Below are 22,090 nucleotides of genomic sequence, written 5' to 3' on the forward strand. Positions count from 1 at the left end.
AGGAGAGGCTCATAACATCCCTGTGCTTCCCTCAGAAGCGCCAAGGCGCTATTTCGTCAGGCAAAGCGTGGTGCATTTGCACATCGCTGATGCAGCAACACGGCCATTCCAACGGGGAGAGAGATCATGCAGTTCAAGGGCGCAAGCGCGGTTATCACGGGCGGGGCATCAGGTCTGGGCGAGGGCACGGCCCGGCGCCTGGCCGCTGAAGGATGCAAGGTCGCAATCTTCGATCTCAACGAGGAGCGCGGCGAGGCACTGGCAAAGGAGCTTGGCGGCGTGTTCGCCAAGGTGAATGTCGCCGATGTGGACAGCGTCAAGGCCGGTTTTGAAAAGGCCCGCGCCGCCAACGGGCAGGAGCGCATTCTCGTGAACTGCGCCGGGATTGGCTGGGCGGAGAAGACCGCGCGCCGCTCCTCTTCCGGTGATATTGTCGGCCACCAGCTCGACAAGTTTGCGCTGGTCATCAACATCAACCTGATCGGGTCGTTCAACTGTGCCGTGCTGGCTGCCGAGGGCATGCTCACCCTTGATCCGGACGCATCGGGCCGCGGTGTGATCATCAATACCGCGTCGGTTGCCGCGCAGGACGGCCAGATCGGCCAGGTTGCCTATTCGGCGTCCAAGGGCGGCATTTATGGCATGACCCTGCCCATGGCCCGCGATCTGGCGCGCGAGGGCGTGCGGGTGAACACCATCCTGCCGGGCTTTTTCGAGACACCGATCTATCAGCAAATGCCGCCGGAAGTGAAAGTGAACCTCGCCAGCCATCTGCAGTTCCCGCAGCGCTTCGGCACCCCGGCTGAATACGCCGATCTCGTCGCTTTCATGGTCGGTAATGATTACATCAACGCAGAATGCGTCCGCCTTGATGCCGGTGCGCGCATGCCCCCGAAATAGGGGTTCGGCGGCTTCTGGTGCCACACGCCTCTGGAGCAACTATCACTTCGTCATTCCAGAAGCGCCGCGAGGCGCTATCTGGAACCCAGTCACCTGTTAGCTCTGCACATCCGTGCGTCGCGCCTCGCATTAGCCCAGGCGCGCGTTGGCGCTTTTCAAGCCGCTTTGCGGAGCAAAAAAAGCTGGGTTCCGGCGTCCGCCGGAATGACGAGGATGGAGGGTATGAGGGTCACCGCATACCTAACTGCAATTCATTCTCAAATGCTATTGGCAGTGTCCCGCGTATCCTGTAGGTGAGACTTATTCTCACTTTCATCCGACGTCAGGGACGACGCCAACCATGCGCACGCTTCTTCTTGCCAGCACGGCCGTACTGGCTCTCGCCGCCAATGCCGCCGCTGAAAATTCCAGCGACACAGACATCAATGTCGAGACCATCACCATTATCGGCCTGAAGGGCGATGCGCGCGAGGTGGCCGGTTCTGCCACCCTGCTGCCGAGCGAGGTCCTGCAGGTTCAGGACTATACCGATATCGGGCGTGTGCTGCGCCAGGTGCCGGGCGTGAACATCCAGGAGGAAGATGGCTACGGGTTACGTCCCAATATCGGCCTGCGCGGCACTGGCCTGGACCGCTCTGCCAATATCGTCCTGATGGAAGATGGCATTCTGGCCGCACCTGCGCCCTACTCGGCGGCAGCGGCCTATTACTCGCCCTATGTGGGCCGCATGGCCGGCGTGGAGATCGTCAAGGGCGCGGCCGGGGTACGCTATGGCCCGCGCACGCAGGGCGGCTCGGTCAATTTCCTGTCCACGCCGGTGCCGGAGAGCTGGTCGGGGCGTCTTGCCATCACGGCAGGTGAAGAAGAGGCGCGCCGCATTCATGCCTATGCCGGTGGTATGACGGAAGTCTCGCAAGGTGTGCGCCTCGGCGGGCTTGTCGAGGCCTATACCGACAGCGCGGACGGCTTCAAGACCATCGATTTCAACACCGGGCAATCCACCGGGTTTGACCTGACAGACTTTGGCGCACGTCTGCGCGCCGAATTTGATGGCGTGGGCGTCACCCATGCTGTGGAGTTGCGCTACCAGACGTCCGACGAAACCTCCGACGAGACCTATATGGGCCTCACCGATGCCGATTTCGCGGCCAATCCCTACCGGCGCTATGCCGCCAGCGCGAACGACAATATCGTGGTCGACCAGTCGCGCTGGGTGCTGCGCTATGACGCCGCTTTCGACAATGGTCTCAATTTCACCGCGCTGGGCTACCGCAACGAGGTGGCGCGCAACTGGTTCAAGGTGGAGGGCGTCAATGCCGGGGCCGGGCGCCGCTCTCTCGGTGCGGTGCTGTCCGACCCGGCCACCTATTCGGCGGAATACGCCATCCTGACGGGCCAGCCGGGCCTGGTTTCCATCGATGGCGCGGTGATCAGCCGCAATAATAACCGCTCTTATCTGGCTGAAGGCGTACAGGCCGAGCTGGCGGGCAATGCGGCCCTGCTGGGTGCGGACCATCGCTGGCGGGTGGGCGTGCGCGCGCACCGCGACTCTGAAGACCGTTTCCAGAACGAGGTCTTCTACCGCATGGACAATTCGCAGCTGGTGCAGACCGGCGCACAAACACCCGGCCAGCATGATAACCGCATCAGCGAAGCCGAGGCGCTGGCCATCTTCGTCCAGGACGAGATCAGCTTTGGCGCGCTCACCCTCGTGCCGGGCCTGCGCTATGAACGCATTGAGGGCACGCAGACGCGCTGGGCCGCCACCGACCCGGCCCGTACCGGCGCCACGACCGTCACCGGTAGCACAACGGATGTGCTCATCCCGGGCCTCGGCGTGCGCTATCAGCTGAGTGACAGCGTCTCCCTTTTCGGCGGTGTGCACCGTGGCTTTGCTCCGTCCTCGCCCTCGTCACAGAGCGATCCGGAAGATGCGGTGAACTGGGAAGCGGGCGTGCGCTGGACGGGCGGAACCGCCTTTGTAGAGGCGGTCGGCTTCTTCAACGACTATTCCAACCTGATCGGCACGTGCACGGCCTCCACGGGCGGGGGCTGCACGATCGGCGCGCAGTTCGATGGCGGCGAAGTGGATGTGCGCGGACTGGAATTGTCGGCCGGTATCGATCTGGCCGCTTTTGCCGGCTGGAGCGGCGTGTCGGTGCCCGTGCGCGGCGCCTACACCTGGACCGATGCCGAATTCCAGACCGCCTTCCGGTCGGGCTATGGCCCCTGGGGCAATGTGCAGGCGGGTGACCAGCTGCCCTATCTGCCGGAGCATCAATGGTTCGCCTCGATCGGCCTTGAACAGGGCCGTTTCGGCAGCCAGCTGGCCGTGACCTGGAATGGCGAACGCCGTACGGTGGCAGGGCAGGGTGCCATTCCCGCCGCCCAGTTCCTGGACTCCTACGCGGTGGCTGATCTGGCCGTCTGGTATGATCTCAGTGATGCGCTGCGCGCGCGGGTGCAGGTCAGAAACCTCACCGATGAGGTCTATGCCGCCTCGCGCAGCCCGGCGGGCCTGCGCCCCGGTGCGCCGCGTGCGGTGCTGTTCGGGCTGGCAGCCAATTTCTAGCCGAAGGCTTGCCTGAACTGAAAAGCCCCGGACCATCGGTCCGGGGTTTTTTGCTTTACAGATCAAACACTACTGAACAGGCGGGCGGACCAGCGGACCCAGATTGCGGATCACATCAACCGCATCGAAGGCATCCGGGCTATCGGGCGTTTCGCCGCGGCCGAGCTGGATCTCCGCCATGGCTTCATAGCGGGTCACCTCGCGCAGATTGACATCATCCCAGAACGGGTCGCGCCAGCCATACCAGCCATGGCGCGGATGGTAGTACCGGTAGAAGACATCAAACCGGTCATAATAGCGCGGCGAACTGCCGGTGAAGCGGCGCTCCGCCTCGGTGTCCCGGCGGATCAGGCGGAAATAGTCATAGCCCTGCTCGCGGGTCAGCTCTGCAGCCCGGTAGAGCAGGAAGGTCTCAACCGACTGACGCTCGGTCAGCGAATTGCCGGAAAATCCGACCATGAACCGGTTCTGCTCGATCTGCTGTTCGGAATAACCAAACCCGCCGGCAGTGGCGCGCTGGTAAGGCGTGGACTCGGCGCAAGCGGCCAGAATGGCGGCGCTGGCGGCAAATCCGGCGATAAGGCGCTTCATGGCTCATACCTCCCAAATGGATTTCATCCCAACCTCTCAACCAGTATGGAGCGCAATCGTTCCGCGGCAAATCACATCTGCGCGGGCTCTCCTTCAGGTCAGGCAGTCAGCGGCAGGAGTCCGAGCCGGTCCAGTTCGGCCTTCAGGGCGGGTGCGCCGGTGAAATGGTGCACGGCGAAACCGGCTCTTGCACCCGCCTCGATATTGTCCAGCCGGTCGTCGATGAAGAGCGTTTCTGGCGGCGGTGTGCCTATGCGCGCTGCGGTCAGGGCGTAGATCGCCGGGTCTGGCTTTACGAGCCCTTCCTGCCCCGATATCACCGCTGTTTCAAAGAGGCCGAAGGCCGGATAGAGGGCCAGCACGTCGGCCCATTTTTCCGCCGGCATGTTGGACAGGGCGTATTGCGGCACGCCGCGCGCGTGCAGGGTTTCGATCACGCCGTCCATGCCCGGCATATAGCCGCTGAACATGGCGTTCCAGCCGGTGTCCCATGCTTCGATGAGCGCAGCCCTGTCGGGATGCTGGCGGATCAGCGCCTCCCGGTTGGCAGCCATGCTGATGCCCCGGTCGTGGGCTTCATGCCAGTCCATGGTGCACACGGACATGAGAAAATCCCGGCGCTCTTCAGCATCCGGGATCAATCGGCGATAAAGGTAATCGGGGTTCCAGTCGGCGAGCGTGCGGCCGAGATCCCAGAGGATCGCACGCACGGACACAGGCCGGCGCGCCCGTGCTAGCCGGCGCGGGCCTTGAAGCGCGGATCGGTTTTGTTGATCACATAGACACGGCCACGGCGGCGCACCACCTGGCAATCGCGGTGCCGGGCTTTCAGGGAGCGGATGGAGCTGCGCACTTTCATGGTCTTGTCTCGTACCTGGAGCGGGACCGGAGCACCCGCGTTTTCAAGGGAGCGCAGGTGTTACAGTCCACCCCGGTCCAAGTCAACCGGGGCGTCCTGCCACTTGCACAGAAAGGCGAAGGCCTACTCGATCAGGCGCACATACCGCTCGCGGGTCGTGTCGAGCTGCGGGCATTCCATGATGATGCGGATATCGTCATAGTCGCGGTCGGTCCAGCCCATCTGGGTCCAGTTGGACGTGCCACCGGGCAGGCCTGGCGGGCGGTCCTCCCAGCCGTAATACATGAAGCGGCCGGGGCTGCACCCTTGCTCGGCGCGCTGGGGCGTCCGGTTGGTGCCTGCCGGGATGACGCCACCCTGGCTGGCCGGCTTGCACTCATCCATGCTGTCGCACAGCACGGTCTCGAGAATATCGTATTGCAGGCCGTTATGGTGCTCCTGCCCGTTCACGTGCACGGTGTCGGTGAAGTAGCGGTGGCGGCACGGATTGGGAAAGCCGGCGGTCGGGCTGTGCTGGCACCAGTTATGGTCATTGTTCGGATTCTGGTCGATCCGCTCAGGGTTGTTGCGCGAGAAGCGCAAATTGTAGAGCTCGAAGCTGATCGTCTCGCCCTCCTCGCAGCGCGGCCACTGATACTGGTTGGGCCAGCGGGTGAGGAAGTTGATGCCGTTATTGTCCTGCACCGGGGTGCGCTGTGTCCGGCGTTGTGCGGGTGTCTTGTCAGCATCCGGGTCAGGATCGTAGCAGTACACATAGATGCGGTTATAGTCGCCCGCTTCCGGGTCCAGCCAGCTCACCTCGGGCGGCTCATATTGCAGCATGGGCTGATGCAGGCGTGCGGTTGAACGCACCGAAACGCGCACGCTGTCGCTGATGCCGGGCAAGGCGTGGATAAGTACGGTGGACACGCGCGCGCTGGCATCGACGCGGAAATCCAGCCCGTTCCATGCACCGTCAATGTCGAGGTCTGACAGGCCCGACCCGCCAAAGGCGGCGGTCACGCGGTCATTCATGGCATTGATCTGGGCGGCATGATTGCTTTCGGGCCCGCCGACAGCGGCGTTGAGGGCGGTGGCGTCCGCCTCGGCCTGCAGCGCGGTGCGCACATTGATCAGGCGCGCGGTATCCACCGATACGCCCGCCATCCCGATCACGGGCACCAGTGACAGCGCAAAAATCACCGCGATATTGCCAGCCCGGTCCGTCAGGAAGCCTGATAGCCGTTTCATGTCCATTCGCCCTTGCCCTGACCGGCACACACGCCGGCCCATCCCTGATGAGACATGCAGAACTCATGCCCGGATTCCGTCGCGGAATTTAGCAGGCAAGGCTTAATGAGGTATGAGAAAAGATAATTAATTTAGTGTGTTAGCGTAAACCTTCCGCTAACCATGGCGGGGGCGGCGTTCATCGCGCATTGATCTTCTGCGTGCTAACAGGAACACTTGACGTATTGCGGGATTGGCCAGACCCGAGGGTGAGGATCCATATATGCTGACTATCCATCGTTTTTCGCGCCGCGCTGCCAGCCTTACAGGCGCATGGCTGGCGGGGTTTGTCCTGGCGGTCAGTCCCGCCGCGGCTCAGGACATTCCCTTCAGCGCCTGGCGGGACGGTTTCGCGTCCGATCTGCGCAGCGAGGGCGTCGACCCGGCCATAGTCTCGTCCATGCTGGACGGGCTGGAGCCTGACCCGACGGTCATTGAGCGCGACCAGACGCAGCCCGAGTTTGTCCGCCCGATCTGGCAGTATCTCGAAGGCGCTGTCTCACCTGCGCGCGTGGCCAACGGGGAACGCGCCGCGGCGCGCATTTCCGGCACGCTTGTGGCTGTCGAGGAGCGTTTCGAGGTCGACCGGCATATCCTCACCGGCATATGGGGTCTGGAAAGCGCCTATGGCGAGATCCAGGGCAATTTCGACGTGGTGCGTTCGCTGGCGACACTGGCCTGGGAGGGCCGCCGGCGCGGCTTTGCCGAGGCGCAGCTGCGGGCAGTCGCGCAGATGATCTCGCGCGGCTATGCCACACGTGATGATCTTCTGGGCTCGTGGGCCGGCGCCATGGGCCAGACCCAGTTCATACCGGCCACCTATATGGAACGCGCCGTCGATTTCGACGGCGACGGGCGGCGCGATATCTGGCGCAATGAAGGCGATGCGCTGGGCAGTGCGGCCAATCTTCTGGCCCGCGCGGGCTGGGAATACCGCCAGCCGGTCTTCACCGAAGTGCGTCTGCCGCAGGGGTTTGATTTTGCCGGCTGGAACGAAAGCCAGCGCCGCACGGTGGCTGAGTGGGCTGCGCTGGAGATTGATCCGGCATCCGGCGAGTGGTCAGCCGATGATCTCTACCGGTCGGCGCGGCTGGTGATCCCGGCCGGGGCCAATGCGCCCGCCTTCCTGGTCTACCGTAATTTCGAGGCGCTCTTGCGCTATAATAACTCGACCGCCTACGCGCTGGGCGTGGCCTATCTCGCCCGCGCGTTCGAGCATGGCGATGCAGGCATGGCGACGGGCTGGCCGGTGGACAATCCGCCGATCACGCGCTCCCAGTCGCGCGAACTGCAGGAAGCCCTTGCGCGGCTGGGCCATGATCCGGGCGGGCTGGACGGCGTTGTCGGCCCCAATACGCGCCGCGCCATCCGCGCTTTCCAGAGTGCAAACGGGATGGAGCCGGACGGCTATGCGGGGCTGGCTCTCTATAATGCGGTGATGGCAGCAGACCGGGCGCGTTAGACGCTCCCTCAATTTCCGTGAAACCCCGGAAGCGCGCAGCGCTATCCGGGGTCTCTCTTCATAGTCCTGCAACAGGTTCCGGCTCTGCGCTTCGCTTGGCCGGGAGTTCAGGGTTGTAGGAGGGCGCTACACCACCCCGCCGCTATCCTCGTCTTGCTCAAAGGGCTGGGCGGCGACGCGTACGCGCGGATGGAAGACAGCCACCCCCAGCGCCACGACAGACAGGACAACATTGAGCATAAAAGGCGCTGTCGGGCCTACAGCCTGATAGAGCCAGAGCCCCGACAGCGGAGCGATGAGGAAGCCGAGGCCGGCGGTCGCCGCCGTCACGCCGGCGGCGCGGCCCTGTTCAGCAGGGCTGACGGCGAGGCTTGCCCCGCCGGTGAAGCCGGAGCGGGCAAAGCCGAAGCCCAGCGAGTTGAGCAGGAAGCCCAGTACGATGGAGGCATAGCCGCCCGAGAATATCAGCTCGATCTGCCCGGCGAGCGTCAGGCCCGCCCCGATCAGCATCAGCATGCGCGGTGAGACCTTGAGTGCCGGTATGGCCACCAGCTGGGCAAAGATCAAAGCTGCCGCGCCAGCCGTCAGCGCGACACCGGCCAGCTGCAGGCCTGCCGTGGTGTCCAGCTCCAGCCGGTCCATGACGAAAAAGCCGATGGCCTGCAGGCTCGCTGCCTGTACCAGCCAGGCGGCGCAGCCATAGAGCACGAAAGCGCGCACTCGCCCGTCTGCGGCAAAGGCAAACTGAGCCAGCGGATTGAGCGGACGGCGGCCGCGCTCCTTCGGCGGCGTGTTTTCCGGCAAAGTCAGGCGCACGATGATGGCGCACAGCCCGACCAGCACCGCGATCATCACCATGAAGGGCACCATGCCGATCCGCTCGGAAAAAGCGGCGGCGAGGGCCGGGCCGATAATCCCGCCGAGCGCGAAGGCCGCCGTCATGCTGGCCAGCGCCTGCGTGCGCTCGGCAGGGGCGGTGCGGTCAGCGACATAGGCCTGGGCTGCCGGGCCGGTGGCCGAGCCGAACGCGCCGAACAGGGCGCGCGCCAGCGCCATCGCCAGCACGGCGACAAGGGGCGGCAGAAAGCCGCTCTGGCCTGCCCAGGCGCCCGCGGCAAGGATCAGGGTGGAGGCGCCATAGGTCGCCAGCCCGAAAATGACCAGCGGGCGGCGGCCATACTGGTCGGACAATCCGCCCCAGACCGGGCTCATCGTCAGATACATCAGGGCCGACAGGGTGTAGATCGCGCCGACATAGATCTCGGCAATACCGATATCGCGCGCCAGCGGCGGCAATATCGCAAACAGCATGGAATTGCCGACCCCCACCGCCATCAGGCAGATGAAGAGCAGGCGGAAGGCACCGCGCCGGTCCGCCCGTGTCTGCTGGTCTGCGTTCAAGGGCATGGGGCAGGCATAGTCCGGCCTGCGCCGCCCGTAAACGCTCCGCTAACAGCATGAAAACCGGGCTTTAAGCATCTTCGGGTAGAAACGTCCCGAAACCGGACATGGGCCGGGGGAAGAGAAGCGGAAAAATCCGCCCTTCCACCCGGTCCGGCCAGAACGGCCCCGGATGAGTGCGGGATGGTGGGTATATGTTTCAGATAATCGGCATTGTCTGCGTGTTCGCTATGGTGTTCGGCGGCTTCATGCTCGCCGGTGGCCATTTCGACGTTATTCTAAAGGCGCTTCCCTTCGAGCTGATGATGATTGGCGGGGCGGCGATGGGCGCCTTCTTCATCGGCAATTCGGGCAAGACGGTCGGCAAGACCGCAGGCGATCTCTCAAAACTGTTCGCGGGCCCGAAATGGAAGCCGCAGGACTATCGCGATCTGCTCGCTCTCCTGTTTGCGCTGACCAAGACGATGAAGACCAAGGGTGTCATCGCGCTGGAAGCCCATATCGAGAAGCCGCATGAAAGTGCGCTCTTTTCGAAGTATCCACGCATCATCAAGGACCATTTCGCGGTGGATTTCATCTGCGACACGCTGCGCATGATGACGATGAACCTTGAAGACCCGCACCAGGTCGAGGACGCGATGGAAAAGCAGCTGGAAAAGCACCATCACGAAGCCTCCGGCCCCGCCCATGCCCTGCAGAACATGGCTGACGCGCTGCCGGCGCTCGGGATCGTGGCGGCAGTGCTGGGCATCATCAAGACGATGGGCGCGATCACCCAGCCGCCGGAATACCTTGGCGCGATGATCGGTTCGGCGCTGGTGGGTACCTTCCTTGGCGTGTTCCTGGCCTATGGCTTTGTCGGTCCGTTCGCTACGCGGATGAAGGAAGTCTATGACGAGGAAGCGATTTTCTACAAAATCATCCAGAGCGTTCTGGTTGCACACCTGCACGGCAACGCGGCCCAGATTTCTGTCGAGATCGGCCGGGGCAATGTGCCCAGCGCCATGCAGCCCACCTTCCTGGAACTGGAAGAAGCGCTGGCCAATGTCGGGTCGGAATAAGCCAATAAGAAGAATAATCGGGGGAAGCACCTTGAACGGGCCGGGGCACATGCTCCGGCCCTTTTTGCTGGCCGGACATGCAGGCATTGCCCGTCCGCCCCTTCGCGTGTAGCCGGTTGACCATGAGCGGCAGCCTCGTCAGACCCTTTGCGCATATCGACTGGAGCGAGCCCGGCACGCCGCGCGCGGCCGGGGGCGATGTCTATTTCTCCGCGGAGGACGGGCTGGCCGAGACACAGGCCGTGTTTCTCGATGGTTGCCGCCTTCGCGAGCGGTTCGCCGCTGGCGGCACCATCATCATCGGCGAGCTGGGCTTTGGCACGGGGTTGAATTTTCTCGCCGCGTGGCAGCTTTTCGAGGGCGTCGCACCGGCAGACGCCCGGCTGCATTTCATCTCGCTGGAAGGCTTTCCCTTGAGCCAGGGCGATGCGCGCCGCGCCCTGTCGGCCTTTCCGGCGCTGGGCGGGAAGGCCGATGAGCTGGCAGATCAGTGGCCACCACCGCTCAAAGGCCCGCACAGGCGCGTCTTTGCAGGCGGGCGTGTCATGCTGACCGTTTTCCATGACACGGTGGAAGCCGCGCTCCATGAGATGGATTTTGCCGCCGACGCCTGGTTCCTTGACGGGTTCGCGCCTGCCCTAAATGGCGCGATGTGGTCAGCCGATGTGTTTGCCCACATGGCCCGCCTGTCAAAGCCGGGCACGCGCCTTGGTACGTTCACGGTGGCAGGGGCGGTCAGGCGGGGCCTCCAGGGCGCGGGCTTCACGGTTGAGAAGGTGCCGGGCTTTGGCCGCAAGCGCGAACGGCTGGAGGGCGTGTTCGAAGGCGGTGTTGCCGCGCCCGTGCCTGCCAAGCCCGGCAGGATTGCCATTATGGGCGGCGGCATTGCAGCGGCCAGTCTTGTCCATGCGCTAAAGGCTCGCGGCCTGACCCCGGTTGTCATCGCGCAAGGCGGCTTGGGCGCAGGCGCCTCTGGGGGCATGGCCGCGCTCTTTACCCCGCGCCTCGAAGCCGCTGACCGGCCCCATGTGCGTGCCACGCTCGCCGCCTTCGATCACGCCCGCACGCTCTATTCCAGGCTGGACGGGTTTCACCCGACGGGTGTCTTGCGGGCACCGTCCGGCCATGATGGCGCCGGGCGGCTCAGCCGTATCGCAGACATGATGGCCGGTACGGGCCTCAGCGGTGTTGATGATGGCCTGATACTGGAAAAGGCGGGCTGGGTGGAGCCGTTGCGGCTTTTGACCGCGCTCGCCGGGGATGTGCCGGTTGTGGACGCGTATGCGGCGCGCGTTGAAAGGCACAGCGCGGGTGGCTGGCGGGTGTTGGACACCCAAGAAGAGCTGCTGGCCGAGGCCGACCGGCTCATCCTTGCACCGGGCGCGGATGCGCTGCCCGAAGGCCTCGATATATGTTTGCCGATGGAGCCGCTGCCGGGGCAGACCGCGCGCTTTGCGTATGACGGCCCGCCAATTCCGCAACCCATGGCATGGGGGCATTATCTGGCCCCGCTGCCCGATGGGTCTGTGCTGGCGGGTGCCACGCACGAGAGGGGCGAACGTTTCACACCAGAACAGGCGGCAGAGGCTATCCGCTCGGCGGTGGGCGCGTTTGATCCGGATATCGGTGCCGGGCTCGGACCCGTTCTGGAACACTGGGGTGCGGCGCGCTGCGTATTGCCGGACCGGCTGCCCGCGGCAGGCCAGGCGGTGCGCGCCGATGCCAGCGTGATAGACGGGCTCTACATGCTCACCGGCTTTGGCGCGCGCGGCTTTGCCCATGCGCCCTTGCTGGCCGAGCATGTGGCGAGCCTCATCTGCGGCGAACCGTCCCCGCTGGAGCGTTCCGGCGCGGCCAGTCTCGACCCGGCGCGTTTCGCGTTAAGGGCGTTGCGCAGACAGGGGAAATCGCCCGCCGGTTGATGCCCGCTCCGGTCTGAAGCTTGCACATCCCGTCCCGGAGGCCAGGCACGCTGGCCCGTAACGGGACGTTTGATGACACTGCCGCTGGACACATCGACGCTTCAGGGCCGCCCGGTGAGGGGCGCAGACCGGCGTGTGCGCCCGCGTCATATCTGGTTCTTGAACTCCGCCTTTGACCGGATCGGGTTTGACGTTGCGCTGGAGCGCATTGTGAAGCGCGATCCGGAACGCCCCTTTGCCTTCGTCGTCACTCCCAATGTTGACCATCTGGTGCGCCTGTCACGAGGGGGCGAGCTGGCGCCGCTTTACGCGCAGGCCTGGCTGACCGTATGTGATAGCCGGGTGCTGGAGCTGATCGCTGCCTTTTCAGGTGAAGAGGTGGCGGTGACGCCCGGCTCTGACCTGACAGCGGCCCTGTTCGAACACGCCATCGACCCGGCCGAGCCGGTAGTGGTCATTGGCGGGGATGAAGATGTCATTGCAGGTGTTACGGCGCGTTTCGGCCTGAAGGATGTGCGCTGGCACCAGCCGCCCATGGGGCTGCGCACCAACCCGCAAGCGGTTGCCGATTGCGCGGCCTTCGTCGCGGCAAATCCGGCGCGTTTTGTCTTCCTGTGTGTGGGCTCACCGCAGCAGGAAATGATCGCGGCGGCGTGCATAGAGCGTGGTGACTGCACAGGCGTCGGCCTGTGCGTGGGCGCCTCCCTCGATTTCCTCTCCGGCAAGACACAGCGCGCCCCGCAATGGATGCAGCGCGCCCGGCTGGAATGGCTGCATCGCCTTCTGGAAGAGCCAAAGCGCATGTGGCGGCGCTATCTGGTCGATGGTCCGCAAGTCCTGCTGATCTGGTGGGAATGGCGGCGCGCCCGGGCGAGGCTGCGCGCGTTTGAAAAATCCTTCGCCGCGCGGCTGGGCGCCTGATGGCCGGGCTTGACCCCGGTACTTGATTCGAGGGCGAATAGTCGCTTGTCTTGTGAAACCCGCTTGTGACCAGCGGGCAGAAGAGGCGGGGGCTTTCTTGCATGCCGAACAAGCCGGAACGGCCATCGCGCCGGGATTTCTCATGGTTTCATACCTTGCGTGTGCGCTGGGCCGAAGCCGATCCGCAGGGCATTGTCTTCAACGGCAATTATTTTCTCTATTTCGACGTCGCGCTGACCGAGTTCTGGCGCGCGGCGGGCATGAAGCTGCCCGATGACCTGACGGCGGAGGGCAGCGAATCCTTTGCTGTCAGCGCGCATGCCGACTTCTACGCACCGGCCGTGTTTGACGAGCTGATCGAGATCGGTGTGATGCTGGAGCGCGTGGGCAACAGCTCGGCGACCTTCCGCCTCGGGATTTTCCGCGGCGACGAAGCGCTCACCGGTGGACGGATGATTTATGCCTGGGCGACGACCGCGCTGCCGCGCACGCCCTGTCCGCCGCCTGCTGCGCTGATCGAGAAGCTGCGGGCGATGCAGCGTTAGGGCCTCGCGCCGCTGTGCCGGGCCGCGTGGAGCACCCGGCGCAGTCGCAAGACCAGCAGGGTCAGGCCGGACAGCGTGAACAGAAGCGCAAATCCGGCAGCACTGATGAGAAGCGGATTATTGATATTGCTGCCATCACGGTAATCCATGATGTGCAGGCGCCAGAACACGTCAAACAGGCGCCAGCTGTCGGACCGGCGCGAGACGATTTGGCCTGTGTCGGGCGCAATGAAGATCATCCGTCCGTCATCACCGTCGATAGCCACCCGCCATACTGGCACCGGCCCGGCATAGTACCAGGGTGCTTCCTCAAGCCATTCTGCTGTTCCGGCGGTTCCGGGTCCTGCATAATCGCCCCGTGCGACCGCCTGCGCGCCCGCCGCATCGAGAGGGGTCAGGAGGCGTGTTGTGCCGGCATCAACGAGGGCTGTCCGGTCACCGGACTGCAGCAGCCAGGCCGGGCTGGAAAGGTGGGAAACGAGGCGTGCGCTGTCCAGCGTGCGGAAACCGGCTGCCCGTGCAGCAGCAGCCAGGTCCGTCACAGTGCCGGGTTCTGCCGCCAGCGGCGCCGCCGGCGCCATGCGGTGTTCGCCGCGGACCTCGCCGATCGGCATGAGGGCCATGCCGAAGCCACCGCCAATCCAGAGCAATACCTGAAGCCCGACGACAAGCGCCGACCATTTGTGAACCCGCACTACCCATCTCTGGAATTTCACTATGCCATCCCGCCATTTGCCGACCGGCTTTCATTTGCCCGGACAAGCGCGACGGCGCAAGCTGCAGAGCTGACCGTGCAGCGCGCAGGCGGGCCGCCATAAACTGCACATTTCATCGGGAAATGGTGGGCGCGACAAGAGTCGAACTTGTGACCTCTACGATGTCAACGTAGCGCTCTAACCAACTGAGCTACGCGCCCGGTCCGCAAGCCTGCTCGCGAAACGAGCGGGCGATATAGCCCGCGCGCCCCGCCTGTGCAAGCATTCCTGCTGAATGTCGATAATTGGCTATGCCGCTTCCATGGCGCGGGCGACCTCGTCGACCAGATCGCGCAAATGGAAAGGCTTGGAAAGCACCTTCGCCTCGCGCTTGGCGGACAGGCCTGCATTGAGCGCCACGGCTGCAAATCCCGTGATGAACATGATTTTCAGGCCCGGATCGATTTCCGCGGCGCGGCGCGCCAGCTCGATCCCGTCAACGCCGGGCATCACGATATCGGTCAGCAGAAGCTCGAACGCACCGGCCTGATCGCCCAGCGCATCAAGGCCTTCCTCACCGTCGGCCACCGTTTCCACCTCGTGCCCGGCGCGTGTCAGCGCCTTGGCCAGGAAGTCACGCATGGAATCGTCGTCTTCTGCGAGCAGTATCTTGGCCATAGCCATCCCCTCCGGAGTGTTTTTATCCACCGCAAAGGCACTCTAGGGCAAGGAGGTAAAATTCCGTTGAACGCCGCGCCACCTCCTGCAGCGATTTTTCCGGCCGCGGTGACGCTTGGCGATTGACGCTGCGGGCGTGGGGGAGATGATAGGCAGATGAGCCCTGATCCATCCCCGAATACGCCCGCTGACGGGTCTGCCGCCGTCGAGGTGCTGAGCCCGGCCGTGCGTGTGTCGCCGGTTGTCTTTGCCTCGCCCCATTCCGGGTCCGATTACAGCAAGGGCTTCCTTGAAGGGGCAGCACTGCCGCTGAAAGTTTTGCGCCGGTCCGAAGATGCGCATATCGACGTGCTGTTCGGCACTGTGCCGGAATTGGGGGCGCCGCTGGTGCGGGCGCTGTTCCCGCGATCCTATGTGGACCCCAACCGGGCGGAGTATGAGCTGGATCCCATCCTGTTCGGGCCGCGCGTCCACGCGCTGTCCGGCCAGATAAGCCAGAGGGCATCTGCCGGGCTGGGCGTTATCCCGCGCCTTGCCGGGGAAGGCAGTGCGATCTACGAGGCGATGCTGCCTCTGGATGAGGCCTTTGAGCGTCTGGCTTCCTGCTACCGGCCCTATCACGCCGCTCTGGCAGGGGAGCTGGCAGCGGCTCGCGACCAGTTCGGCCAGTGCATTCTCATCGATTGCCACTCCATGCCGGCAGCGAGCGCCCGGGGCGCCGACATTGTCCTGGGAGACCGGTTTGGCTCGTCCTGTTCGCCCGAGCTGACCGGGCATGCCGAACGGATATTCCGTTCACTGGGCTTCAAGGTTGTGCGTAACCGGCCTTATGCTGGCGGGTTTGCCACCGAGCGCTATGGCCAGCCGGCTGAAAGCAGCCACGCCTTGCAGATCGAGATCAGCCGGGCGCTTTACATGGATGAGCGCACGCTGGAGCCGCACCAGGGTTTCGCCCAGCTCAAGACCCGGCTCGAACGCTTTGCCGCTGCCCTTCTTGACGCGTACCGGACGCAAAGCCTCGCGGCGGAATAAACTACAGGTTGTTATTAGTCGCAAAGCACGCTAATGATAAGCGTGCGGCGCGATTCGCGCCGTCCATGCGGAGGCGGCGAGGACACATGCAGCCACAGGTGACAGACAGCGCAGCCGCGCCGGTCAGGCGTCCCAATATCGACCGGCATGTCGGTGAGCGGCTCCGGCGGCGCCGGCGTCTTCTTGGCCTGACCCAGAAGGAGCTGGCCGACCGGGTCGGGATACGTTTCCAGCAGATCCACAAATATGAGACAGGCATCAACCGCATGTCTGCCAGCCGGCTGTTCGAGATAGCCGAAGCGCTGGGGGCGCCGGTTGAGCATTTCTATGACGGGTTGAAAACCGGCGGCGCGAGCGGCGATTTGCACGGCGACCTGCTTTCCCGGCGCGAGACCATGGAGCTGGTAAGGGCGTATTACCGGCTGGGACGGGCGCCGCGCCAACGCTTTCTTGAACTGGCCAAGACGCTTCAGAGCGCGCTTGACCCGGCGGTTCGCAATAGCGATACCGGACAGGCCTGATACATCGCGCCGCCGCTTTTCAGTCAGGAGGCCCATGCGGCGCACCGGCCTGAAGCGGGGGATCGCAATTGGACCGATATGAGAGCGACCGTGCCTTGCTGGATGCACTGGCGGATGCGGCGCGCGCGGCAATTCTGCCCCATTTCCGCAATGGTATAGCGGCTGACAACAAGGCCCCTGACGGGTTTGATCCCGTGACGGCTGCTGACCGGGCGGCCGAGGCCGCCATCCGTGCCCTGCTTGACGAGCACCGCCCCGGAGACGGCATTGTCGGCGAGGAGGATGAGGCCAAACCATCACGCTCGGGCCGGACATGGATCATTGACCCGATCGACGGTACGCGCGCCTTTCTGGCGGGCCTGCCCAGCTGGTGTGTACTGATCGCGCTGGCGGAGGAGGCGGGACCGGTCCTGTCGGTGATTGACCAGCCGCATATCGGCGAGCGTTTCTTCGGATCGACAGGGGCTGCCGGTCGCAGCGCCCATCTTCGGCATGCAGGCCGGCTGACCCCGCTGACCGTCCGGGGCGGGCGCAGCCTGGCCGGGGCGATTGGCGAGACAACCGACCCCTATCTGTTCGAGGGGGCGGAGGCGGCTGTCTTCTCTCAGGTCAGCGGCCGCGCGCGCCTGATGCGCTACGGGCTGGATGCCTATGGATACGCGATGGTGGCGCAAGGCGGGCTCGATTTCGTGATCGAGTCCGGACTTAAAACCTGGGATGTGGCTGCGCTGGTACCGGTCGTGGAAGGCGCAGGCGGTATCCTGACCGACTGGCAGGGACGCCCGGCACATGGCGGCGGACAGGTGGTCGCGGCCGGCAATGCGGACCTGCATGGGGAGTTGCTGGAGGTGCTGGCTGTGGCGGCGCGCTAGCGGGTTTCCACCACAATCCGGCGCGGTGGCGCTTCCAGGATGATTTCACCGCCGGCGCGGGCCGTGCGGGGTGTCATGCGCAGATACAGCGTGTCGTGCAGGGCGGCGAGTTCGCGGCGTTCACCCCGCGCTGTCACATGCCAGCCATCGGGGGCGGGCCCGTCAAAGCGGAACACGACAACGTCAAAACGCGGCGCCATCAGCGCGGCAAGCCCCATGGCGTGACGCTGAAAACTGTCCACCTGCGCAACCGCGGATGACAGATCGGCAAGGGCATAGTGCCGGGCCGGCTCCAGCTGCAGGCGGATTTCCAGACGGATGGCGGGTAGCGGCGCCTCGCCGTCATGCAGAAGCCGCGCGCCACGGGTCACAAGGCCGGGTGCACGGGCTTGGGGCGGCAACACCAGATAGCCGTCATCATCGACGCCCAGCGCCAGCAGCCGCCCGTCAGACGCTTCCAGCCAGAAGCTGCTGGCAGCATCAGCGTCCGCCGGAGCCGGATCGAGCCGGTAGGCGGGCATGAACAGGGCTTCGCCGTCTTCATGCCGCGCCGTGTATTGCCGCCAGAAGGGCAATAGCCGCTCAGCCGGATAGGGGTTGAGTGCAGAAGCGGGAGGCGGGCTGGCATGCACCGTACCCGCCCAGCCCAGCAGCAGGCAGGCGGTGAGGGTCCGCAAAAGGAAGCCGATCACTCTGCCCCCGTGCTCTCCGGCTTGCGGAAGAGCAGGGTCATGCGATCCGACTCGCCAATCGTCTCATAGGGCGACCGGTCAAAGTCCGGGTCCGGTTCTTCCCCGCGCGGGGAAGAGCGCAGAACCGGCGGCAGGGTCCATACGCCGAACGGATGATCGGTCGTGTCCGCCGGGTTGGCGTTGATTTCGGAGGAACCCACCAGCTCGAACCCGGCTTCGGTCGCCAGCGCGATGACATAGTCTTCCTGCACATAACCATTGGCGGCGCGCGGGTCTTGCGGCTGGCTGGCGGGCAGGCGGTGTTCGACCACGCCCAGTATGCCGCCCGGGCGCAGGGCTGCGTAGAAATCGGCAAAGGCTTTTTCCTCGAAGCCGCGTGCCATCCAGTTATGGACATTGCGGAAGGTCAGCACGGCGTCGGCGCTGCCTTCGGGCACGATCGGGCCGGTATCAGGGCCGAAGCTTGCTATCTCGATCTCGCCAAACAGCGGCGCCGAAAAGCGTTCGGCATAGCTGTCGATAAAGGCCTGTGTCTGGTCATTGCCGGCGGGGTCGAAATGGGCGGCGACATAGGTGCCGCCATTGGCGGCGATCCAGGGGGCGAGCACTTGTGTGTACCAGCCGCCAGCAGGCCATATCTCCACAATCGTTCCGGATGGATCGACGCCAAAGAATTCCAGTGTCTCGCGCGGATGGCGCCAGACATCACGCACGACCGCATCTGCGCGCCATTCGCCCGCGACGGCCCAGGCAAGGGAGCCTGTTTCCGGTTCGGTGGACAGGCCCGCATTCTCGCCGGTTGCTGGGCCCTCCTCCGCTCCGGCTTCCGTTTCGGCCGTGCCGGCGTATGCGGCCGTCCCGTCAGACCCGTCATCAGGTGTTTCGCCGTCCGGCTGCGCCGCGCTTTCTGCTTCTGCATCGCCGGCCGTCGCAGCCACCATGTCAGCGTCCGCGCCTGCCGGCTCTGGCGCTTCGCTGCCGGCATTGTCCCCGCACGCCATAAGCGGCAGGCACAGGGCAAGAGCGGACACGGTGAAGAGAAGGCGCATGCGGCAGGTCCTCCTGGCAGGTGTGACAGTTTCGGGTGCCAGACTAGCGCCGCAATCGCTGACAGCAAAATTGCAAAACACCGCAAAGTCCCTCTTGCGCACCCGCAAACCCTCACCCATGTCAAAAAGACCGGGGCGCCTGACGGGCTCCGGCGAGTACTGAAACCCCTGGTGCCTGCCTCTGGCTCCGTGCGCTCATTCGAGGCGCGGACATTTCACCGGAGGACACCGGACTGATCGCTTCTGAAGGAGGATCTTCATGCGTACCATCGACTACACACCGCTTTACCGCACGATTGTCGGCTTTGACCGGCTGGCCAACATGATCGACTCGGCGGCCAAGCAGGAAACGGGTAATGGCTACCCGCCCTACAATATCGAACAACTCAGCGAGCACGAATATGTCATTGAGCTGGCCGTGGCCGGGTTCGGTGACAATGATCTCGACGTTCAGGTTCAGGAAAACGTGCTGACCGTGGCGGGCAAGCGCGAAAGCGATGACGGCGAACCGCGCCAGTTCATCCATCGCGGCATTGCCGAGCGGTCCTTCGAGCGCCGCTTCCATCTGGCCGACCATATCCAGGTGCGTGATGCGCGCCTCGAGAACGGCCTTCTGGTAATCCGCCTCGAGCGCGAGATACCCGAAGCGAAAAAGCCGCGCCAGATCGCCATTAACGGCAAGTCCGGCGCGAAGCTGATTAGCGGCTCGAAGACCAAGGCTGCTTAAGACGCATACCGCTGCGAACGCCGCAGCGAAGGCTGGCCAGCTGACCGGGACGGTGCGGTTTTTCCCCTGCCGCAAATCCGCTCCGGCCGATCTGCCAGCAGACTGACATGAAGACGCCCGCGTGCTTTTCCCCTGGCACGCGGGCGTTTTTTTTGCGCCCAGATATGAACTCCCGGACGCACGCAGTCCGATCCGGGACCTTGTGCAGGAGAAGCGCAGGGAGGACCCGGATCGCTTCGCGTCCGGGGTTTCAGCTAACGGGGCTTATTCCCCCAGCTCGTCCTTCAGCCGGGCTATCGCCGCGTGCCAGAGCTTCGCACTCATGTCAGAGGGCATGCGCCAGTCCCCGCGCGGGGAGAGCGCGCCCGCAGAGGTGAGTTTCGGGCCATTGGGCACGGCAGAGCGCTTGAACTGGCTCTGGCCGAAAAAGCGCGCGTGGAACACCTCCAGCCATTTGAGGATATCGGCCATGGTGTAGTGATGGCGGTCGCCTTCAGCTACATGGTCGGGCCAGTCGCTGCGTGAATTCATGCCCCATGCAGTATCCTGCAGGAAGGCGATCTTTTCCGGCCCGAACCCGTAACGCACGACATAGTGCAGCGTGAAATCCTGTAGCGGGTAGGGGCCGATCACACCTTGCGTGCTCTGAATCGCGCCGTCCGCGCCTGCGGGGACCAGTTCAGGGGAGATTTCGGTGGCGAGGATTCGTTCCAGCACCGGCGTGGCCGTTTCGCCTGCCCGCCCCGTGCGCGCCGCCCAGGCAATCAGGTGCTGGATCAGTGTCTTGGGCAGGCCCGCATTGACGTTGTAATGCGACATGTGATCGCCAACGCCATAAGTGCACCAGCCCAGCGCCGCTTCCGAGAGGTCGCCTGTGCCGATCACCAGCGCGCCTTCATGGTTGGCCGCGCGGAAGAGATAGTCGGTGCGCAGGCCCGCCTGCACGTTCTCGAATGTCACATCGTACTGGGCGCGTCCTTCAGCGTAAGGGTGGCCGAGATCGGCCAGCATGCGCTCGGCCGCCGGGCGGATATCAATCTCGCGCCGGGTGACACCCATGGCATCTGCCAGCGCGATGGCCTGTTCATGCGTCGCCTCGCTGGTGGCAAAGCCGGGCAGGGTATAGGCAAGAATATTCGCGCGCGGCAGGCCCAGCCGGTCGAAGGCACGCGCGGTAACGATGAGGGCTTGCGTGGAATCCAGCCCGCCAGAAATGCCGATGACAGCGCGCTTTATGCCGCTGGAGCGCAGGCGCTGAACCAGTGCCTCGCTCTGGATGGACCAGGCCTCGAAGCAATCCTCGTCCAGACGTTCCTTGTCTGCCGGCACGAAGGGGAAGCGCCGGATGGCGCGCTCCAGCGTCAGTGTCTCATCCAGCGGCGGAGCAAGCGTGAAGCCAATCTTCCGCCAGCCTGTCAGGCGCTCGCGCGCATTGCGGGCAGAGTCCCGGAAGGTGGAAAAGCGCAGGCGGTCCTGAACGATCCGCTCCACATCGATCTCGGTCACGAGGCCTGTATTATCCTCAAAGCGCGGGCCGCTTGCGATAGTCTCGCCCAGCTCGCAGGCAATTGTCTGCCCGTCCCAGGTGAGGTCCGTCGTGCTCTCGCCACTGCCGGAGGCGGCGAAGATATAGGCGCCAAGCGTGCGCTGTGACTGCACGCGCACCAGGGCCTCGCGCTCGCGCGCCTTGCCGATAAGGGCGTTGGAGGCGGAAAGATTGACGATAATGTTCGCGCCGGCCAGCGCGCCATCAAGGCTCGGAGGCTGGACCGCCCAGATATCCTCGCAGATCTCGGCCATGAAGCTGAAGCCGGGCAAATCGTCTGCGGCGAAGACGAGTTTTGTGCCAAAGGCTGCGTCCTGCCCGGCATAGCGGACCGTGTCCGCCACGGCTGAGGGGCCTTCGGCGAACCAGCGCTTTTCATAAAATTCGCGGTAATTGGGCAGATAGCTCTTTGGCACTATGCCCAGAAGCCGCCCGCGATGGATGATGAGGGCACAGTTATAGAGCTGGCCGTCGACCGCTACCGGCGCGCCTGCCACGATCACCGGCATGAGATCGCGCGAGGCTTCGATAAGGCTTGCAGCAGCCTGCTCGGCGGCCCGCAACATCAGGGCCTGATGATGCAGGTCGTCCAGCGCATAGCCGGTCAGCGACAGCTCGGGGAAGAGCACCAGTGCGGCGCGGCTCTCATCAGCCTTTCTGGCCAGTGTAATCTGGCGTGCGGCGTTCTCGGCCGGATCGCCCGGCGCTACGTGGGGCGCATAAGCGGCCACACGTACAAATCCGTGGCGGTAGAGGTTGTGAAAAGCCGGCATGA

Annotated in this window: 21 protein-coding genes and 1 tRNA gene; 11 read left to right on the top strand and 11 right to left on the bottom strand. The window is 64.4% G+C overall.

Annotated features, from left to right (window positions below):
* The first annotated feature begins 126 nt into the window (after positions 1-126).
* Positions 127-900 (top strand): SDR family NAD(P)-dependent oxidoreductase, encoded by a 774-nt coding sequence (locus IEV75_RS01000; protein ID WP_188450683.1) that lies wholly within the window; start codon positions 127-129, stop codon positions 898-900.
* Positions 901-1,240: 340 nt separating this feature from the next.
* On the top strand, positions 1,241-3,472 hold the full coding sequence (locus IEV75_RS01005; RefSeq protein ID WP_188450684.1) for a TonB-dependent receptor family protein: 2,232 nt from the start codon (positions 1,241-1,243) through the stop codon (positions 3,470-3,472).
* Between the two features lie 69 nt (positions 3,473-3,541).
* Here the strand turns inward: IEV75_RS01005 and IEV75_RS01010 are convergent, their stop codons facing one another.
* From IEV75_RS01010 to IEV75_RS01025, 4 genes are all read right to left on the bottom strand, one after another.
* Positions 3,542-4,063 (bottom strand): CC0125/CC1285 family lipoprotein, encoded by a 522-nt coding sequence (locus tag IEV75_RS01010; RefSeq protein WP_188450685.1) that lies wholly within the window; start codon positions 4,061-4,063, stop codon positions 3,542-3,544.
* Between the two features lie 98 nt (positions 4,064-4,161).
* Positions 4,162-4,773, bottom strand: a complete 612-nt coding sequence (locus tag IEV75_RS01015) for an HAD family hydrolase (RefSeq protein ID WP_188450686.1) — start codon at positions 4,771-4,773, stop codon at positions 4,162-4,164.
* 23 nt (positions 4,774-4,796) lie between these two features.
* Positions 4,797-4,922, bottom strand: coding sequence for a type B 50S ribosomal protein L36 (gene ykgO / locus IEV75_RS01020; protein WP_036511313.1), 126 nt, complete (start codon positions 4,920-4,922; stop codon positions 4,797-4,799).
* 123 nt (positions 4,923-5,045) lie between these two features.
* Positions 5,046-6,152: a TadE/TadG family type IV pilus assembly protein gene (locus IEV75_RS01025; RefSeq protein ID WP_188450687.1), complete on the bottom strand. Its 1,107-nt coding sequence runs from the start codon at positions 6,150-6,152 to the stop codon at positions 5,046-5,048.
* 262 nt (positions 6,153-6,414) lie between these two features.
* On the opposite strand from IEV75_RS01025, the gene IEV75_RS01030 reads away from it, so the two are divergent.
* Positions 6,415-7,653 (top strand): lytic murein transglycosylase, encoded by a 1,239-nt coding sequence (locus IEV75_RS01030; protein WP_188450688.1) that lies wholly within the window; start codon positions 6,415-6,417, stop codon positions 7,651-7,653.
* Positions 7,654-7,779: 126 nt separating this feature from the next.
* Here the strand turns inward: IEV75_RS01030 and IEV75_RS01035 are convergent, their stop codons facing one another.
* Positions 7,780-9,060, bottom strand: coding sequence for an MFS transporter (locus IEV75_RS01035; RefSeq protein WP_188450689.1), 1,281 nt, complete (start codon positions 9,058-9,060; stop codon positions 7,780-7,782).
* Positions 9,061-9,248: 188 nt separating this feature from the next.
* Here IEV75_RS01035 and motA point away from each other — a divergent pair, with 188 nt between their 5' ends.
* The 4 genes from motA (at position 9,249) to IEV75_RS01055 (ending at position 13,503) form a co-directional block, all read left to right on the top strand.
* Positions 9,249-10,115, top strand: a complete 867-nt coding sequence (gene motA / locus IEV75_RS01040; protein WP_188450690.1) for a flagellar motor stator protein MotA — start codon at positions 9,249-9,251, stop codon at positions 10,113-10,115.
* Between the two features lie 122 nt (positions 10,116-10,237).
* Positions 10,238-12,037 carry a tRNA (5-methylaminomethyl-2-thiouridine)(34)-methyltransferase MnmC2 gene (gene mnmC2, locus IEV75_RS01045; protein WP_188450691.1) on the top strand — a complete coding sequence of 600 codons (1,800 nt, stop codon included), beginning with the start codon at positions 10,238-10,240 and terminating at the stop codon, positions 12,035-12,037.
* Between the two features lie 72 nt (positions 12,038-12,109).
* Positions 12,110-12,958 carry a WecB/TagA/CpsF family glycosyltransferase gene (locus IEV75_RS01050; RefSeq protein ID WP_188450692.1) on the top strand — a complete coding sequence of 283 codons (849 nt, stop codon included), beginning with the start codon at positions 12,110-12,112 and terminating at the stop codon, positions 12,956-12,958.
* 101 nt (positions 12,959-13,059) lie between these two features.
* Entirely contained in the window at positions 13,060-13,503 is a 444-nt protein-coding gene (locus tag IEV75_RS01055; RefSeq protein ID WP_188450693.1) for an acyl-CoA thioesterase, read from the top strand.
* On the opposite strand, the gene IEV75_RS01060 is transcribed toward IEV75_RS01055, so the two are convergent.
* The 3 genes from IEV75_RS01060 to cpdR form a co-directional block, all read right to left on the bottom strand.
* Positions 13,500-14,219: a PepSY domain-containing protein gene (locus tag IEV75_RS01060; RefSeq protein WP_188450694.1), complete on the bottom strand. Its 720-nt coding sequence runs from the start codon at positions 14,217-14,219 to the stop codon at positions 13,500-13,502. The genes IEV75_RS01055 and IEV75_RS01060 overlap by 4 nt on opposite strands.
* A gap of 123 nt (positions 14,220-14,342) precedes the next feature.
* Positions 14,343-14,419: transfer RNA gene (locus IEV75_RS01065), tRNA-Val, on the bottom strand.
* Between the two features lie 88 nt (positions 14,420-14,507).
* Positions 14,508-14,876, bottom strand: a complete 369-nt coding sequence (cpdR, locus tag IEV75_RS01070; RefSeq protein ID WP_188450695.1) for a cell cycle two-component system response regulator CpdR — start codon at positions 14,874-14,876, stop codon at positions 14,508-14,510.
* A 156-nt stretch (positions 14,877-15,032) separates the two neighbouring features.
* On the opposite strand from cpdR, the gene IEV75_RS01075 reads away from it, so the two are divergent.
* From IEV75_RS01075 to IEV75_RS01085, 3 genes are all read left to right on the top strand, one after another.
* On the top strand, positions 15,033-15,908 hold the full coding sequence (locus tag IEV75_RS01075) for an N-formylglutamate amidohydrolase (protein WP_188450696.1): 876 nt from the start codon (positions 15,033-15,035) through the stop codon (positions 15,906-15,908).
* Between the two features lie 86 nt (positions 15,909-15,994).
* On the top strand, positions 15,995-16,429 hold the full coding sequence (locus IEV75_RS01080; RefSeq protein WP_188450697.1) for a helix-turn-helix domain-containing protein: 435 nt from the start codon (positions 15,995-15,997) through the stop codon (positions 16,427-16,429).
* Between the two features lie 68 nt (positions 16,430-16,497).
* Positions 16,498-17,301, top strand: a complete 804-nt coding sequence (locus tag IEV75_RS01085; RefSeq protein ID WP_233351705.1) for an inositol monophosphatase family protein — start codon at positions 16,498-16,500, stop codon at positions 17,299-17,301.
* Here IEV75_RS01085 and IEV75_RS01090 read toward each other — a convergent pair.
* Together IEV75_RS01090 and IEV75_RS01095 are read right to left on the bottom strand one after the other, a co-directional pair.
* Complete coding sequence (locus tag IEV75_RS01090; protein WP_188450698.1) at positions 17,298-17,993, bottom strand: hypothetical protein; 696 nt, start codon at positions 17,991-17,993, stop codon at positions 17,298-17,300. The genes IEV75_RS01085 and IEV75_RS01090 overlap by 4 nt on opposite strands.
* Positions 17,990-19,042 (bottom strand): class I SAM-dependent methyltransferase, encoded by a 1,053-nt coding sequence (locus IEV75_RS01095; protein WP_188450699.1) that lies wholly within the window; start codon positions 19,040-19,042, stop codon positions 17,990-17,992. Before IEV75_RS01095 ends, IEV75_RS01090 begins: the two co-directional genes overlap by 4 nt.
* 259 nt (positions 19,043-19,301) lie before the next feature.
* Here IEV75_RS01095 and IEV75_RS01100 point away from each other — a divergent pair, with 259 nt between their 5' ends.
* Positions 19,302-19,769, top strand: a complete 468-nt coding sequence (locus IEV75_RS01100) for an Hsp20 family protein (protein WP_188450700.1) — start codon at positions 19,302-19,304, stop codon at positions 19,767-19,769.
* A 264-nt stretch (positions 19,770-20,033) separates the two neighbouring features.
* Here IEV75_RS01100 and IEV75_RS01105 read toward each other — a convergent pair whose 3' ends face one another.
* Positions 20,034-22,088 carry an NAD(+) synthase gene (locus IEV75_RS01105; protein ID WP_188450701.1) on the bottom strand — a complete coding sequence of 685 codons (2,055 nt, stop codon included), beginning with the start codon at positions 22,086-22,088 and terminating at the stop codon, positions 20,034-20,036.
* Between the last annotated feature and the right edge of the window lie 2 nt (positions 22,089-22,090).

Source organism: Glycocaulis albus, assembly GCF_014639075.1.
Lineage (GTDB): Bacteria > Pseudomonadota > Alphaproteobacteria > Caulobacterales > Maricaulaceae > Glycocaulis > Glycocaulis albus.

Excerpts from the sequence above, each read along its gene's own strand:
- IEV75_RS01095 (WP_188450699.1), bottom strand. The coding sequence starts at position 19,042 with ATGCGCCTTCTCTTCACCGTGTCCGCTCTTGCCCTGTGCCTGCCGCTT.
- IEV75_RS01050 (WP_188450692.1), top strand. The coding sequence starts at position 12,110 with ATGACACTGCCGCTGGACACATCGACGCTTCAGGGCCGCCCGGTGAGG.
- IEV75_RS01000 (WP_188450683.1), top strand. The coding sequence starts at position 127 with ATGCAGTTCAAGGGCGCAAGCGCGGTTATCACGGGCGGGGCATCAGGT.
- IEV75_RS01025 (WP_188450687.1), bottom strand. The coding sequence starts at position 6,152 with ATGAAACGGCTATCAGGCTTCCTGACGGACCGGGCTGGCAATATCGCG.
- IEV75_RS01075 (WP_188450696.1), top strand. The coding sequence starts at position 15,033 with ATGAGCCCTGATCCATCCCCGAATACGCCCGCTGACGGGTCTGCCGCC.
- IEV75_RS01010 (WP_188450685.1), bottom strand. The coding sequence starts at position 4,063 with ATGAAGCGCCTTATCGCCGGATTTGCCGCCAGCGCCGCCATTCTGGCC.
- IEV75_RS01030 (WP_188450688.1), top strand. The coding sequence starts at position 6,415 with ATGCTGACTATCCATCGTTTTTCGCGCCGCGCTGCCAGCCTTACAGGC.
- IEV75_RS01005 (WP_188450684.1), top strand. The coding sequence starts at position 1,241 with ATGCGCACGCTTCTTCTTGCCAGCACGGCCGTACTGGCTCTCGCCGCC.
- motA (WP_188450690.1), top strand. The coding sequence starts at position 9,249 with ATGTTTCAGATAATCGGCATTGTCTGCGTGTTCGCTATGGTGTTCGGC.
- IEV75_RS01105 (WP_188450701.1), bottom strand. The coding sequence starts at position 22,088 with ATGCCGGCTTTTCACAACCTCTACCGCCACGGATTTGTACGTGTGGCC.
- cpdR (WP_188450695.1), bottom strand. The coding sequence starts at position 14,876 with ATGGCCAAGATACTGCTCGCAGAAGACGACGATTCCATGCGTGACTTC.
- IEV75_RS01035 (WP_188450689.1), bottom strand. The coding sequence starts at position 9,060 with ATGCCCTTGAACGCAGACCAGCAGACACGGGCGGACCGGCGCGGTGCC.
- IEV75_RS01055 (WP_188450693.1), top strand. The coding sequence starts at position 13,060 with ATGCCGAACAAGCCGGAACGGCCATCGCGCCGGGATTTCTCATGGTTT.
- ykgO (WP_036511313.1), bottom strand. The coding sequence starts at position 4,922 with ATGAAAGTGCGCAGCTCCATCCGCTCCCTGAAAGCCCGGCACCGCGAT.
- mnmC2 (WP_188450691.1), top strand. The coding sequence starts at position 10,238 with ATGAGCGGCAGCCTCGTCAGACCCTTTGCGCATATCGACTGGAGCGAG.
- IEV75_RS01100 (WP_188450700.1), top strand. The coding sequence starts at position 19,302 with ATGCGTACCATCGACTACACACCGCTTTACCGCACGATTGTCGGCTTT.
- IEV75_RS01080 (WP_188450697.1), top strand. The coding sequence starts at position 15,995 with ATGCAGCCACAGGTGACAGACAGCGCAGCCGCGCCGGTCAGGCGTCCC.